General features: G+C 50.8%; 14 protein-coding genes. 6 read left to right on the plus strand and 8 right to left on the minus strand.

Going from position 1 to position 14149, the window contains the following annotated elements:
* Positions 1–370 precede the first annotated feature (370 nt).
* The 4 genes from AC0IXI_RS15175 to AC0IXI_RS15190 are packed head-to-tail and all read right to left on the minus strand — an operon-like array spanning position 371 to position 4433.
* Positions 371–1663, minus strand: coding sequence for an MFS transporter (locus AC0IXI_RS15175; RefSeq protein ID WP_471682721.1), 1293 nt, complete (start codon positions 1661–1663; stop codon positions 371–373).
* Positions 1664–1718: 55 nt separating this feature from the next.
* A complete protein-coding gene (locus AC0IXI_RS15180; protein WP_413497786.1) occupies positions 1719–2561 on the minus strand; it encodes an NAD(P)-dependent oxidoreductase in 843 nt (280 codons plus the stop codon).
* A gap of 10 nt (positions 2562–2571) precedes the next feature.
* The gene (locus AC0IXI_RS15185; protein ID WP_413497787.1) at positions 2572–3573 is read right to left on the minus strand and encodes a transketolase family protein; all 1002 of its coding nucleotides are present in this window, start codon (positions 3571–3573) and stop codon (positions 2572–2574) included.
* Entirely contained in the window at positions 3570–4433 is an 864-nt protein-coding gene (locus AC0IXI_RS15190) for a transketolase (RefSeq protein ID WP_133522876.1), read from the minus strand. Before AC0IXI_RS15190 ends, AC0IXI_RS15185 begins: the two co-directional genes overlap by 4 nt.
* Positions 4434–4674: 241 nt before the next feature.
* Between AC0IXI_RS15190 and AC0IXI_RS15195 the strand changes: the two genes are divergently transcribed.
* Positions 4675–5568: a LysR substrate-binding domain-containing protein gene (locus AC0IXI_RS15195; protein WP_133522838.1), complete on the plus strand. Its 894-nt coding sequence runs from the start codon at positions 4675–4677 to the stop codon at positions 5566–5568.
* 322 nt (positions 5569–5890) lie between these two features.
* On the opposite strand, the gene AC0IXI_RS15200 is transcribed toward AC0IXI_RS15195, so the two are convergent.
* The 4 genes from AC0IXI_RS15200 to pepT form a co-directional block, all read right to left on the minus strand.
* Positions 5891–6655, minus strand: coding sequence for an NADPH-dependent F420 reductase (locus tag AC0IXI_RS15200; RefSeq protein ID WP_413497788.1), 765 nt, complete (start codon positions 6653–6655; stop codon positions 5891–5893).
* Between the two features lie 17 nt (positions 6656–6672).
* Complete coding sequence (locus AC0IXI_RS15205; protein WP_413497789.1) at positions 6673–7407, minus strand: NADPH-dependent F420 reductase; 735 nt, start codon at positions 7405–7407, stop codon at positions 6673–6675.
* Positions 7408–7437: 30 nt separating this feature from the next.
* Positions 7438–7872 carry a MarR family winged helix-turn-helix transcriptional regulator gene (locus AC0IXI_RS15210; protein ID WP_181540659.1) on the minus strand — a complete coding sequence of 145 codons (435 nt, stop codon included), beginning with the start codon at positions 7870–7872 and terminating at the stop codon, positions 7438–7440.
* Between the two features lie 278 nt (positions 7873–8150).
* On the minus strand, positions 8151–9377 hold the full coding sequence (pepT, locus tag AC0IXI_RS15215) for a peptidase T (RefSeq protein WP_471682722.1): 1227 nt from the start codon (positions 9375–9377) through the stop codon (positions 8151–8153).
* Positions 9378–9668: 291 nt separating this feature from the next.
* Between pepT and potA the strand changes: the two genes are divergently transcribed.
* The 5 genes from potA to AC0IXI_RS15240 all read left to right on the plus strand — a co-directional run bounded on the left by potA (position 9669) and on the right by AC0IXI_RS15240 (position 14135).
* A complete protein-coding gene (gene potA, locus AC0IXI_RS15220) occupies positions 9669–10805 on the plus strand; it encodes a spermidine/putrescine ABC transporter ATP-binding protein PotA (RefSeq protein ID WP_422567945.1) in 1137 nt (378 codons plus the stop codon).
* A complete protein-coding gene (gene potB, locus AC0IXI_RS15225; RefSeq protein ID WP_064517974.1) occupies positions 10789–11646 on the plus strand; it encodes a spermidine/putrescine ABC transporter permease PotB in 858 nt (285 codons plus the stop codon). The genes potA and potB overlap by 17 nt, the downstream gene beginning before the upstream one ends.
* Positions 11643–12428, plus strand: a complete 786-nt coding sequence (gene potC / locus AC0IXI_RS15230; RefSeq protein WP_232865515.1) for a spermidine/putrescine ABC transporter permease PotC — start codon at positions 11643–11645, stop codon at positions 12426–12428. The genes potB and potC overlap by 4 nt, the downstream gene beginning before the upstream one ends.
* Positions 12425–13471: a spermidine/putrescine ABC transporter substrate-binding protein PotD gene (potD, locus tag AC0IXI_RS15235; protein WP_064517970.1), complete on the plus strand. Its 1047-nt coding sequence runs from the start codon at positions 12425–12427 to the stop codon at positions 13469–13471. The genes potC and potD overlap by 4 nt, the downstream gene beginning before the upstream one ends.
* A 151-nt stretch (positions 13472–13622) precedes the next feature.
* A complete protein-coding gene (locus AC0IXI_RS15240) occupies positions 13623–14135 on the plus strand; it encodes a methyltransferase (protein ID WP_471682723.1) in 513 nt (170 codons plus the stop codon).
* Positions 14136–14149: the final 14 nt, after the last annotated feature.

Here is a 14149-nt window from a genome sequence, read left to right on the forward strand (position 1 = left end):
CTACCTAACGGCGTCTGCAACTATTTTTGTATTAGTTACACCTGCTTTTAATCAATTAAAACACCGTGGCGTTAGCAACGTCCGCTTCGGTACTTATCAGCCACAGGTTGATCTCTGTCAGCTATGAGCTGTGTGTTGCATCCATTAGTTGAACTCACAGCGAAGAGCGGACGTTTAGCCTGTGAAGTAAAAACTATATCCTGACCGGGACGCAGCATTTCGGCGCTTGACTTTATTGCCTTCGGGACGCACACCGCCATTACTGCATCACGTCCCTGAAAGCCTTAATATTGCATTCAGGGATGTGACTATTTCTCCAAGGAAGAAGCTTAGTAACTTTTATCCATATGTGTTTTTACAACACTGGAAACTATTTTATTTTTTTATTTATTCTGGCTGGTGCCGTCTCTGGCGTACGTAACGCGCACCAGGTAGAAAGCACGCCCAGAAGAGAGAATATAACTGCCGGCCCGATCCAGCCAACCATGCTATATACACCGGTAGAAATAAATGGAAGTAATCCTGCAACGACAGATGCCCCGTTATAACCCAGTGAAATACCTGACGAGCGTATATGGGCCGGAAACTGCTCGGCAAACCAGCTTGATTCCACCGCAAAAATTGGATCATGACTCAGCACCAGTGATAATGCGATCGCCGTAATCACCAGCACAACAGCACCGGTATTAATCAACATAAACATCGGGATACCAAATGCTATGGTGAACAGGGCGCCAATCAGAAATACCCGGCGGCGGCCTATTTTGTCACTTAATGCGCCGTAAAAGAGATGACTGCCCAGACCAAGCACAGAGCCGATGAGCGTTCCCCACAACACGTGACGAGTGTCCGTTATCTCTGCAAGAACAACATAGGAAAGCATAAAGCTTGTCGTAATATAGTAGCCGCCGGTTTCAGCCAGTCGTAACCCCACAATATTCAAAATCGTTCGCCAGTCACGACGGATGACTTCCAGAGCCGGTTGCTTAACAATACGCTTCTCCGCTTTTGCTTTTTCAAACTCTGGCGATTCCGCTACGCTCATGCGAATGAAGATGCCGATTGCCACCATGATGAATGAAATCAGGAACGGCACCCGCCATACCCAGTCACCTTCAAACAAGGCGCCAGAGAGAAGAAAAGCGCCGTTAGCCAGCAGCAGGCCAAGCGGAATACCGAGTTGCGGAACGGCACCATAAAAACCCCGTTTCCTCTCCGGGGCGTGTTCAAATGCCATCAGCACTGCACCGCCCCATTCAGCACCAAATCCGATACCCTGGATCATGCGCAGCAGAATCAGCAGAATGGGTGCCAAAATACCCACCTGCTCATAGGTCGGCAAAGCACCGATCAGGACCGTTGCAAGCCCCATTGCCAGCAGTGACCAGAACAGTACAGCTTTACGGCCATAGCGATCGCCAAAATGCCCGGCAAGATAACCGCCAACCGGCCGCATCAGAAAGCCTACGGCAAGGGTAGCAAAGGCCGCCATGATACCGACAATAGGTTCCTCGGTATGGAAGAAGATTTTTCCAAACCACGCAGCGGCTGCGGTACCGTAAATAAAGAAATCGTAGCTTTCAACCGCTGAGCCTATCATTGAGGCGATGGATACTTTTACCGGGTTGTTTTTATGATTATCAGGTACAGAGTTAGATTTCATTGTTGACCCCGTTTCGATAGTTTACCCGGAAGATCCCGGCAAACACTTATGGCCCCTACCAGGTTTCAATCACCCGGCTATCATCATGTTGCCCCAGGCCAGCTTTTGCTGCGGCCACATAGCGGGCATGTGCCACGTTTAAAAGTGGAACTTCTGCCTCGCATGCCGCTGCTGCGTCTGCTACCAGACCGCTGTCTTTAACAAAGATATTTACGGCACTGGAAACCTCCACATCTGTGCCCTGTAGCATGCGCGGGCCTCGGTCTGACAACATCCAGGAGCCTGCCGCGCCGCCCTCGACAAGCGGTAAAACCTGTGCTGGATCTAATCCAAGCGAATGAGCAAGGTTCAGCGCTTCGGCGGCGGCTACGATGTGGACGGCGCAAAGATGCTGGTTAATCACCTTAATTCCCTGTCCGTCGCCAGGCCGGTTTCCTACCGTTTTCATCCTGCCCATCGCTGTCAGAACCGGTGCGACATGGTTAAGCGAAACTTCCTCACCCGCCGCAAAAATCACCAGATCCCCGGTGCTGGCCCGCGCAGTGCCGCCGGTTACCGGCGCATCAACCACGCTGGCGCCTGCTTGCTGCAGCTGTGCGGCGGCGGCAATGATGGCTTCGGGGCCGACGGTCGACATAATCACCCAGTGCTGACCAGCCACATTCGGTAATGCCTCCTCCACAAGTGCCGCAAGCTGCTGAGGAGTGGCAACCATGACCACAACCACGTCAGCTTTTCCTGTCAGGGCATATCGCCCTACGGCTTCTATGCCCTGAGTACGCGCGCGCTGCCGGGACGTTTCAGCCACATCCACGCCCTGTACGTCATGTCCGGCTGCCTTTATTCTTAATGCCATAGGCATTCCAATAGCGCCCATGCCGACGAATACAACTTTCATGTCGTGCTCCTTATGCAAGCCAGCCTTTAACGGCGTTGATCAGGGATGAGGTAGAAATGCCATAGCGATCGTGCAGCGTCGGCAGCGCACCTGCGGCCAGGAATTCATCCGGCAGCCCGATATGACGGAACGCAGGCATGACCTGTGCACGCATTAATGTCGTCGCTACTGCTTCACCCAGTCCGCCAACTACACTGTGGTTCTCAATAACCACTACCAGACGTCCGCTGCGGCGGCACTGTTCAAGAATGGTGGCCGTATCGAGAGGCTTAATGGTCGGCACGTGCAGCACGGCGACATCCACCTTGTCCTGCACCAGCGCTTTTGCTGTTTCCAGCGCCCGCATGGTCATGATGCCGCTGGAGATAAGCAATACGTCACGCCCGTCCTGCAGGAGTTTGGCTTTCCCCAGTTCAAACTGATAATCGTACTCGTCCAGTACCAACGGCACCTTTCCACGCAACAGGCGCATGTACACAGGGCCGTTATGATCGGCCGCAGCGGCGACGGCCTGTTCGGTATCCAGAGCATCACAGGGATCAAGGATGGTCAGATTAGGAATTCCGCGCATTAATGCGATATCTTCGGTTGCCTGATGACTGGGGCCATAACCCGTGGTGAGACCCGGCAATGCCGCGCAGATTTTCACATTGAGGTTCTCTTCTGCTATCACCTGATGAATAAAGTCGTAAGCGCGACGAGTAGCGAAAACGGCATAAGTGGTGGCGAAAGGGATCATGCCCTCTTTGGCCATGCCGCCCGCCGCACCCATGAGCAGCTGTTCCGCCATCCCCATCTGGAAATGGCGTTCAGGAAAGGCCTGGGCGAAGATGTGCAGATCAGTATATTTAGAGAGATCGGCGGTAAGGCCAACGATATTAGGCCGGCCCTGTGCCGCTTTGACGAGTGCATGACCAAAGGGTGCCGACACGGTTTTCTGACCTTCTGCTGCGATGGAAGCAATCATGGCCGAGGTGGTTAAACGGGGTTTCTTCTCTGTGACGCTGCTCATGCGCGCTCCTCCTCTACTTTATCAAGAATGGCGATTGCTTTTTGCCACTCATCTGCATCAACGCGGATAAAATGGTTTTTTTCACGCGCTTCCAGAAAGGGAACGCCTTTACCCATTAGGGTATCCAGGAGAATGACGCGCGGTTTGGGCTCTTTCAGCTGACGCGCGCGGTCAAATGCCGCTTTGACTGCTGCAATATCATTACCATCAACGCGCTGTACATCCCAGCCAAACGCCAGCCACTTATCGGCCAGAGGTTCAAAACCCATTATTTTTTGTGAGGGACCGTCAGCCTGCTGCTGATTAATATCAACCAGGGCTATCAGGTTATCGAGCTGGTGATGCGCCGCTGACATGACGGCTTCCCATGTTGCACCTTCATCAAGTTCACCGTCCGACATGGAGTTGTATACAAAAGCTGAGTTGCCTTTATGACGTAGCGCCAACGCCATACCTGTGGCAATGGCAAGTCCCTGACCTAGCGAGCCACCGGACATTTCCATACCTGGCGTATAGGTTGCCATTCCTGACATCGGCAGCCGACTGTCATCCGAGCCGTAGGTTTCCAGCTCTTCTTCAGGGATGACACCAGCTTCAATCAGCGCTGCGTAAAGGGCGATGGCATAGTGGCCATGGGAGAGCAGAAAGCGGTCCCGTCCCTCCCATTCCGGATTTTCAGGATCAAAGCGCATGGCGTGGCACCAGGCCACAGCCAGCACGTCGGCAAGACCCAGCGCCTGACCAATGTATCCCTGACCCTGCACTTCCCCCATCCTCAGGGCAAAGCGGCGTATATGCCAGGCATGCCGGGCAAGTTTGTTAAGTGAATCAGCTGATGCGATGGCGGGATCTGCAATCATGCTCATTTGCTGCTCCTTATAAGGGTGATTACAAAACAGTCAGGGATCGCGGATAGGTGACGCCCATACAGTGTGCTAGCTTATTCACGTATGAAGTCATCTTTCATAAGCGGTTACGGCTCTGTTTTAAGAGGTAACGCATTATGAATCCCCGCCTGTTGCGGTATGTGATGAGGTTATGCTGTTCAGAGTAAGACTGACAAAAGCAATAAATGCAGCAACTGCTGAAAAGGATTCATGAATGACACTCTTAAGAAAAGCGCCTCTTAACCTTTTGCGGGCTTTTGAAGCGGCGGGACGTACAGGTGGTTTTGCGCTGGCAGCCACTGAGCTGGAACTGTCGCCCAGCGCAATTAGTCATGCCATTCGCAAACTCGAAAATTTGCTGCAGGTCCGGCTTTTTCATCGCAGCACGCGGGAAATCACGCTAACGAAAGAAGGGTCAATACTGCTTGAGCATATACAACGCGGGTTTAACGAATTGGAGCAGGGCCTTTCATTAGTCACGGCCAATGAATCCAGACCTCTGCGCCTTCATACAGCCCCAAGTTTTGCCCATCAGTGGCTGTTACCACGTCTCGGCAGTTTCATACGCGAGAATCCTCATATCGATCTGCGGCTTTCAGCCAGCACTGAATACGCGCGTTTTGAACAGGATGACTTTGACCTGGATATCGTCTACGGCGAGCCCCGTCCATCACCTTATGAGAAAATCCCTCTCGCGGTTGAAGAACTGACGCCACTATGTTCCCCACAGCTGGCTGAGCGCCTTCGGAAACCGGAAGATCTTTATGCGCTCACATTAATTCAGTGCGATGTGCAGTTGTATCAGTGGAAAGGATGGTTTCAGGCGAATGACATGAAGCCGCCCCGTCAATATGGGCTTCAGTTTGACCGCAGTTTTATGGCAATTGCCGCAGCAGTTGACGGATTAGGGGTGGTACTCGAATCAAAGCTGCTTGCAGAACGGGAAATAGCAAGCGGCAGGCTGGTTTGCCCGCTGGTTAGTAGCACCAGTGAAATTCATTACATTGGACACTATCTGGTTTTTCCGCAGCATCAGCACATGCATTTTGCGCTGGAGGTGTTCAAAACGTGGCTCCTCAGCGAACTTAATCTGGCTCAACTCAGATGATCATGCTCACGTTTTTCATTGATCTGATAACGGGGTATTACTCTTATAGGAAGCGATTTTTGTGAGAGCCCTCACTGCTTATGGCAGAGGTGCCACGCATGTTAAGTGTGGTTATAGATCGTTCGGTAGTGAAGGTATTCAAACTGCCGCTGCTCTCAAAGGCAGATAGAGAGAAAGTAGCGATAAGAACCTTATTCGGTTATCAACAATTAACACATATTCTTTGGTCCGCTTCTGGCACAAAGTTGACGGGCAGCTATGAGCGATCAGCAGACGTTTGCATTTTCGCTCATGCATCGATAAATGAAATATGGCTTACGGATTACATAAAAAGAGCCCGGTGTAATCGAACAATATAATCTGCAGTCGGATTGGATCGCTTATCGCCCATTCGCTCCTGAATAGCCTGAACAGCAATATCCCGACGCGCAGGCAGCCGTGTTTTTTCCGTTGCGGCGATAGCTGACTTCATTTCATCATATGTGAGGTCAGTACAGTAGCAAGGTGCACCCGGCTGTTGACGCCATGACTCCTCAACAGTACCTGCATCGAAGGCGTCGAACCCCGTATCACTGACAAGACGCATAACCATTTTCTTGTGCTCTTCGATATTCCCAGCCACCGGAATTGAGATTCGTCCTGCCGTGCCCTCTGCTGTACCTTTTGTAGCGAGAGAATCTGAACCTATTGCATTCCAGGCCTTCACCAGCGGACGGTTCAGGAGATCCGCCACCCACGCGCTTTCGACCTCCCCATCTGAGAACGCATCAATGTTGCCGTCGCGATGTGGATAATAGTTAGACGTATCAGCAACGATAACATGCTGGGGTAATTTCCGGATCAGAGGAGCGATATCCGCAAGCTTTGCCATAGGTATGGAAAGGATGACAACCTGTGCATCCTGCATGGCACTGACTGCATCAGCTGCTTCAGCGCCCGTTTCAACCACGTCGGGGGATATCGTTTCAGGTCCGCGTGAATTGGCGACCTTAACGGAGTAACCGGCAGATGCGAGACTGCGAGCAAGCGTTTTACCGATGTGGCCGGTTCCCAGAACAGCAATCCGGTACTTTTCATTACTAATCATAATTTTCCCTTTTTGGCTCAGGCCGTTACTGCACGGTTACGTTTGACGATAGCATCATGAGTGAGTTGTTCGCCTGCAGACATAAACTCCCTGATCAACGCATCCCTGTTCAGTGGAGCGCGAGTTTTATCCGCTGCCTTAAGGGCTGCTTCAAGCTCTCCGGTTTTTAGCTCAGTACAGTAGGCTGGCGTGCCGGGCTGTTGCCGCCATGATTCGCTAAGTGTACCGGCATCTACTGCATCGAAACCGGTCTGACTGACCAGTTCAAGCGCAACAGATTTTGCTACCGGACTGTCGCCGGCAACCGGGATAGCGATACGCGACGGTGAACCGGCAGCCAGCCCTTTCTCTTGAAGCGTCTGGGCCAGAACAGCGTTCCAGGCTTTGACAAGAGGGCGTTTGACTATTTCACTGGCGTACACGCTTTCAGGTTTGCCTTCACGGAGCTCTTCAATGTCCCCGTCGCGGAAGGGGTAGTAATTAGAGGTATCAATGACGACGACGCTTTCCGGAACATCACGCAAGAGTTCAGCCAATTCAGCATGCTTATCAAAGGGTATAGAGAAGATGATGACGTCCACATCTCGTACGGCCTCCTGGCGCTCAACCGCCAGCGCACCCACTCTTCGCGCCAACTCTACAATGGTTTCCGGTCCTCTTGAGTTCGCCAGTTTGACCTCATGGCCCTGCACAGAGAGCTTATGTGCCAGCGTCGCACCAATGTTTCCGGCGCCAATAATGCCTATTTTCATACCAGTACCTTTTATCTGAGTGGAGGATGATCAGTTATCAGCGGGATGGGCAAAGCTATTCAGGGTATCTCGTAACTCCTCGAGCTTTGTATCCGATAACTGACAGGCTGATTTGATTCTTTCGGTTACGCGCCACAGCTCGCTTTGCAACGCGAGCCCGTCATCGGTGAGGGTAATGAGAACCCGCCTTTCATCTGCGCGATCCCGCGTGCGGGTTATGCGTCCGGCAGCCTCAAGTCTTTTGAGAATGGGAGTAATGGTGCCGGTGTCCATGCCAAGCTTATTCCCAATATCACCCACGGTGCGTGGGGTTCCGTTAAACAACTCCAGCATGACCAGATACTGGGGAAAGGTAAGGCCCAGCGGATCCAGGAACGGCTTATGTAACCGGTTCATGCGGCTCGCCGCACCATAGAGCGCAAAAGAAAGTTGTGTCCCTATTTCCTGTCGTGACTGCATGTTCATATGCCAACCCATTATCTTGTTGATGATTATATAGTGCGCTAGATAAAAGCATATAGCAAACTTTTCGTCAGTTATAGAGTGATGAATAAGTAATTCGTGCGGTATGACAATGACAACAAATCAGGGTGAGAAGTCTCCAGACGGACGGGTACTATCGTTCTGGGCTATTCAAACAGGTCCGCTTCTGGCACTAAACAGACTGTCATATTACTCATAAGCTAATAATAAAGGGGCTTCCGCCCCTTTATTATCGACTGCCCCACCAGCAATTGGTTATATCAACCCTGCTTCGCCGTCAGCTCCGCAATTCTCACAATCACCGCCACCGCTTTTTCCATCCCTTCCAGCGTCACAAACTCGTGTTTGCCATGGTAGTTGTAGCCACCGGTGAACAAGTTCGGGCAAGGCAAACCTTTAAATGACAGTTGTGCGCCATCGGTGCCGCCGCGAATCGGTTTCATGATCGGTTCGATGTCGCAGTCACGCATTGCCTGCTGCGCCACTTCAATAATATAAGGATGCTCGGCGACTTTTTCGCGCATGTTGTAATAGCTGTCGTCGATCACCAGCTCGATATAGCAATCCGGGTGCAGACCTTTGCCGACTTTTTTGGCGATATCCATCATCTTGCGTTTACGTGCTTCAAATTGTTCACGGTCAAAATCGCGGATGATGTAGTGCATTTCCGCTTTATCGACCGAGCCTTTAATTCCGTGCAAATGATAGAAACCTTCGTAGCCTGCAGTACATTCCGGGCTTTCATCGGCAGGCACTTCAGCGTGAATGCGCGCGGCAATCGAAAGTGCGTTGACCATCACCCCTTTAGCAGAACCCGGGTGAACATTGTTGCCAACAATTTTGATAGTGACCGATGCGGCATTGAAGTTTTCACACTCCAACTCGCCAACACCACCGCCATCTACGGTATAGGCCCAGCGCGCATCAAATGCTTCAACGTCAAAGTGCTTTGCACCTTTGCCCACTTCTTCATCCGGCGTGAACGCCACACGAATGTCACCGTGCGGGATCTTCTTCTCTTGCAGAACAGCCAGAGCCGTCATGATTTCAGCAATACCGGCTTTATCATCCGCGCCGAGTAGCGTTTTGCCATCGGTGGTAATCAGCGTTTGCCCAAGTAACTGGTGTAGTACGGGGAACATCACTGGAGACAGCACTTCATCGCCAATTCCGAGTGCGATGTCACCACCACGATAATTTTCGACAATCTGCGGATTAACGTTCTTGCCCGAAAAATCAGGCGCGGTATCCACATGAGAAATAAAACCAATAGCCGGGACTTTTTTATCGACGGTAGACGGAAGTGTTCCCATGACTGTGCCATGCTCAGCAATAGTCACATTCACTAAACCCATATCTTCCATTTGTTCTTTTAGCAACCGCAACAACTTCCACTGGCCTTCAGTGCTGGGAACTTGTTTTACGCCGGATTTGGACTGCGTATCCAAAGAGACATAATGTAAGAAACGTTCAAGTAATTTATCCATGTCGCGCTACCCTCAATTTTTGTGACTTCATTATCAGTAAGCCACAGATGCAAATATTGCGTTAGGTCACTTTTAGCCTGGTAGTGTTGAAAATAGTCACGAATGTAATGCAATGCGAGAGGATTTGGTGTTTGCTGCTTTAAACATCTTCATAATCAATCGCCAGGAAAGCATCAAGGATTGGCGATTTCAATGCTTTGCCGTAGAATGCCTGCCCTTACTTAAACGTGCAGAAACCGCAAGGTGGTTAATCACAAACCCCGCATCAGCCCGCAATTTGATGCGTCTTATATGGGACAGCGTAAAAAATTGAATAAACAGCAATGTTCGCTCTCTCCGCTGGTAGAACTGGTGGGAGTAAGAAAGAGCTTTGATGGCAAAACCGTTATTTCTGATTTATCTCTCACCATTAATGATGGTGAATTCCTGACACTCCTTGGCCCTTCCGGCTGTGGCAAAACCACTGTGCTGCGCTTAATTGCCGGGCTGGAAAGCGTTGATTCCGGGACTATCTGTCTTGAGGACCTGGACATTACGCGGGTTCCGGCTGAGCATCGCCACGTCAACACCGTCTTCCAGAGCTACGCTCTCTTCCCTCATATGACCGTTTTTGAAAACGTGGCATTCGGCTTAAGAATGCAGAAAACACCTGCCGCCGAAATACCTCCGCGCGTGAATGACGCATTGAAAATGGTGCAGCTTGAGGAATTTGCGCAACGTTTACCGCATCAGCTTTCTGGCGGCCAGCAACAGCGCGTGGCGATTGCGCGTGCGGTAGTCAACAAACCCCGTTTGTTGCTGCTTGATGAGTCACTTTCCGCGCTCGATTACAAATTGCGCAAGCAGATGCAGAACGAATTAAAGGCGTTGCAGCGTAAACTCGGTATCACCTTTGTCTTCGTCACTCATGACCAGGAAGAAGCATTAACCATGTCCGACCGGATTGTGGTGATGCGCGATGGTCACATTGAGCAAGACGGCACGCCGCGTGAAATCTACGAAGAGCCGAAAAACCTGTTTGTGGCGAGTTTCATCGGTGAAATCAATATCTTCGATGCAATCGTCGTTGAGCGCGTAGATGAACAGCGCGTGTTGGCGAACGTCGAAGGCCGCGAATGCCATATTTACGTAACGATGCCCGTCACCGCAGGCCAACGATTAAAAGTGCTGCTGCGCCCGGAAGATCTGCGTGTTGAAGAGATCAACGATACCCACGTTGCCGATGGCTTGATTGGCTATGTGCGTGAACGAAACTATAAAGGCATGACGCTGGAATCTAACGTTGAGTTGGAAAACGGCAAAATGGTGATGGTCAGCGAATTCTTCAATGAAGACGACCCTGATTTTGACCATACACTTGATCAAAAGATGGCTGTGAATTGGGTTGAAAGCTGGGAGGTAGTGCTGGCAGATGAAGAGCTCACGTAAGTTCCAGAATCTGGTGATCGCCACCATCGTCGGTTGGCTGCTGCTGTTTGTATTCTTGCCCAATCTGATGATCATCGGGACAAGTTTCCTGACGCGTGATGATGCTAATTTCGTCAGCATGGTTTTCACGCTGGATAACTACACCCGGCTTGCCGACCCGCTGTATGCGCAAGTGCTGCTTCACTCGCTAAATATGGCGGTGATAGCCACCCTCGCTTGCCTGGTACTGGGCTATCCGTTTGCCTGGTTCCTTGCTCGCCTGCCAGAACGCGTGCGCCCGCTGCTGCTGTTTTTGCTGATTGTTCCCTTCTGGACTAACTCGCTGATTCGTATTTATGGGCTGAAGATTTTCCTCAGCACCAAAGGCTATATGAATGCGTTCCTGCTGTGGCTCGGCGTGATTGATACCCCGATTCGAATCATGTACACCGAAAGCGCGGTCATCCTCGGCCTGGTTTATATCCTGCTGCCGTTTATGGTGATGCCGCTCTACTCCAGCATCGAAAAGCTCGACAAACCGCTACTGGAAGCGGCGCGTGATTTGGGTGCCAGCAAACTACAGACCTTTATCCGGATTATTATTCCGCTCACGATGCCGGGAATTATTGCCGGTTGCCTGCTGGTCATGCTGCCTGCAATGGGGCTGTTTTACGTTTCAGACCTGATGGGTGGCGCGAAAAACCTGCTGATTGGCAACGTCATTAAGAGCCAATTCCTGAATATTCGTGACTGGCCGTTTGGCGCGGCCACCAGCATTACACTGACACTTGTGATGGGTCTGATGCTGCTGATTTACTGGCGTGCCGCCAGATTGCTGAATAAAAAGGTGGAATTAGAATGATGGGTCGCCTGCTCCGTGGCGGCTTTATGACCGCCATCTACGCGTATCTGTACATCCCGATTATCATTTTGATCGTAAACTCATTTAACAGTTCGCGTTTCGGTATCAACTGGCAAGGCTTTACCGGCAAGTGGTATAGCCTGCTGATGAACAACGATAGCCTGCTGCAAGCTGCTCAACACTCGCTGACTATGGCGGTGTTTTCTGCCACTGCGGCGACGTTAATTGGCTCGTTAACGGCGGTGGCGTTATACCGCTACCGTTTTCGCGGCAAGCCTTTCGTCAGCGGTATGCTGTTTGTAGTGATGATGTCGCCCGATATCGTGATGGCGATTTCACTGCTGGTGCTGTTTATGCTGCTGGGCGTTTCGCTCGGCTTCTGGTCGCTGTTGTTCTCGCACATCACCTTTTGCCTGCCGTTTGTGGTGGTGACCGTCTATTCCCGCCTCAAAGGGTTTGATGTACGCATGTTAGAAGCGGCGAAAGACTTAGGTGCCAGCGAGCTGACGATTCTGCGCAAGATCCTCTTGCCACTCGCGATGCCTGCCGTTGCCGCAGGCTGGTTACTCAGTTTTACGCTCTCGATGGACGATGTAGTGGTTTCGTCGTTCGTCACCGGGCCAAGTTATGAAATTTTACCGTTGAAGATTTACTCAATGGTGAAGGTCGGTGTTTCACCCGAGGTGAATGCACTTGCTACCATTCTGTTGGTACTCTCGCTGGTCCTGGTCGTTGCCAGTCAGCTTATTCTTCGTGATAAAACTCAGGGGACGTTAAAATGACTAAATGGCCACGCCACCTGCTCGCTGCGGGCGCTCTGGTACTGGGTATGGGCGCTGCACATGCCGACGATAGCAAGACGATCTACTTCTATAACTGGACCGAGTATGTGCCGCCAGGCCTGCTTGAGCAGTTCACTAAAGAAACCGGTATTAAGGTGATTTATTCGACTTACGAGTCGAATGAAACCATGTACGCCAAGCTGAAAACCTATAAAGAAGGTGCCTACGATTTAGTCGTGCCATCGACCTACTTTGTCGCGAAAATGCGCAATGAAGGCATGATCCAGAAGATCGACAAAAGCAAACTGAGCAACTTCAAGAATCTCGATCCGGAGATGCTCAACAAGCCGTTTGACCCGAATAACGACTACTCCATTCCTTATATCTGGGGTGCGACGGCTATTGGCGTAAATAGTGATGCCATTGACCCGAAAACCATCACTAGTTGGGCCGATTTATGGAAACCAGAATATAAGCAAAGCCTGTTGATGACTGATGATGCACGTGAAGTGTTCCAGGTGGCGCTGCGTAAACTGGGTTATTCCGGCAATACCACCAATCCAAAAGAGATTGAGGCGGCGTATCACGAGTTGCAAAAACTGATGCCAAACGTGGCGGCATTTAACTCAGATAACCCAGCCAATCCGTTTATGGAAGGCGAAGTTAATCTCGGTATGGTGTGGAACGGTTCTGCGTATGTCGCACGCCAGGCAGGTACGCCACTGGAAATTGTCTGGCCAAAAGAAGGCGGGATTTTCTGGATGGATAACCTATCTATTCCGGCAAATGCCAAAAACGTCGACGGTGCGCTGAAACTGATTAACTTCCTACTGCGCCCGGACGTGGCAAAACAGGTGGCTGAAACCATAGGCTACCCGACGCCAAATCTTGAAGCACGCAAACTGCTGCCGAAAGAAGTGTCCGGTGATAAGACGCTCTACCCGGATGAAGCGGTGCTGAAAAATGGTGAGTGGCAGAACGATGTCGGCGATGCCAGCACGATTTATGAGAATTACTATCAGAAGCTGAAGGCGGGACGTTAATTTTTATACCTGGTGGGGCAATCGTCCCGCCTTTTTAATTCATCCTTTCGCCTTATGGTATCTCTTCCCTCTCTTTCTACGCTTGAATGAGCGCCTGACCGTTGCCGTTATCTCACTACACCCGCTCGTTGCAGACTGAGTGAAAATCGTGATGAATACATTCTTTATACTGGCCCAACTGCTCAACCTTGGTATTTTCACCACATTTATTCTCGCGAGGAAAGAGAAGCCTGAGGCTAAACCACTGATTGATATCAGAGCGATACAACTCTTACGGCTGACTTATTTACTACCAATAATCGCCTTCGCCTGGAGCCTTTTCCTTGTGGAATACGTTACGCCACTGGACTGGGTTTGTTTGCTGATAGCAATTGCAGGAACCGTTCTGGTGGTGAAAGGAAAAATCGATTTAGGGGCACATCATACTTGGGCGGGATACTACCTCCCGCAAGCACCGCGTATACACAGCGGGATCTTTTCGTGGATAGCTCACCCGATGTACGCTGGAATCATTATGGTGATCCTCTCTTGCAGCGCAGTGTATGTCACCCGATTGTCGTGGTATATCAGTGCATTGGCATTGCTTTGCTGCGCGTATATTTCGCTATTTTTGATTGTCGTGGCTTTGCGGGAAGAGAAGTTATTTGTCGCGGCGAGAGTGTAATTTTTTGATATTAA

The sequence above is a fragment of the Buttiauxella sp. AC038 genome (assembly GCF_979253565.1).

What these genes read in the sequence shown, in the direction of transcription:
- AC0IXI_RS15195 (WP_133522838.1), top strand. Translation starts at nt 4,675, where the DNA reads ATGACACTCTTAAGAAAAGCGCCTCTTAACCTTTTGCGGGCTTTTGAA.
- AC0IXI_RS15210 (WP_181540659.1), bottom strand. Translation starts at nt 7,872, where the DNA reads ATGAACATGCAGTCACGACAGGAAATAGGGACACAACTTTCTTTTGCG.
- potA (WP_422567945.1), top strand. Translation starts at nt 9,669, where the DNA reads ATGGGACAGCGTAAAAAATTGAATAAACAGCAATGTTCGCTCTCTCCG.
- pepT (WP_471682722.1), bottom strand. Translation starts at nt 9,377, where the DNA reads ATGGATAAATTACTTGAACGTTTCTTACATTATGTCTCTTTGGATACG.
- AC0IXI_RS15240 (WP_471682723.1), top strand. Translation starts at nt 13,623, where the DNA reads ATGAATACATTCTTTATACTGGCCCAACTGCTCAACCTTGGTATTTTC.
- potD (WP_064517970.1), top strand. Translation starts at nt 12,425, where the DNA reads ATGACTAAATGGCCACGCCACCTGCTCGCTGCGGGCGCTCTGGTACTG.
- AC0IXI_RS15180 (WP_413497786.1), bottom strand. Translation starts at nt 2,561, where the DNA reads ATGAAAGTTGTATTCGTCGGCATGGGCGCTATTGGAATGCCTATGGCA.
- AC0IXI_RS15185 (WP_413497787.1), bottom strand. Translation starts at nt 3,573, where the DNA reads ATGAGCAGCGTCACAGAGAAGAAACCCCGTTTAACCACCTCGGCCATG.
- AC0IXI_RS15190 (WP_133522876.1), bottom strand. Translation starts at nt 4,433, where the DNA reads ATGATTGCAGATCCCGCCATCGCATCAGCTGATTCACTTAACAAACTT.
- AC0IXI_RS15200 (WP_413497788.1), bottom strand. Translation starts at nt 6,655, where the DNA reads ATGATTAGTAATGAAAAGTACCGGATTGCTGTTCTGGGAACCGGCCAC.
- potB (WP_064517974.1), top strand. Translation starts at nt 10,789, where the DNA reads ATGAAGAGCTCACGTAAGTTCCAGAATCTGGTGATCGCCACCATCGTC.
- AC0IXI_RS15175 (WP_471682721.1), bottom strand. Translation starts at nt 1,663, where the DNA reads ATGAAATCTAACTCTGTACCTGATAATCATAAAAACAACCCGGTAAAA.
- AC0IXI_RS15205 (WP_413497789.1), bottom strand. Translation starts at nt 7,407, where the DNA reads ATGAAAATAGGCATTATTGGCGCCGGAAACATTGGTGCGACGCTGGCA.
- potC (WP_232865515.1), top strand. Translation starts at nt 11,643, where the DNA reads ATGATGGGTCGCCTGCTCCGTGGCGGCTTTATGACCGCCATCTACGCG.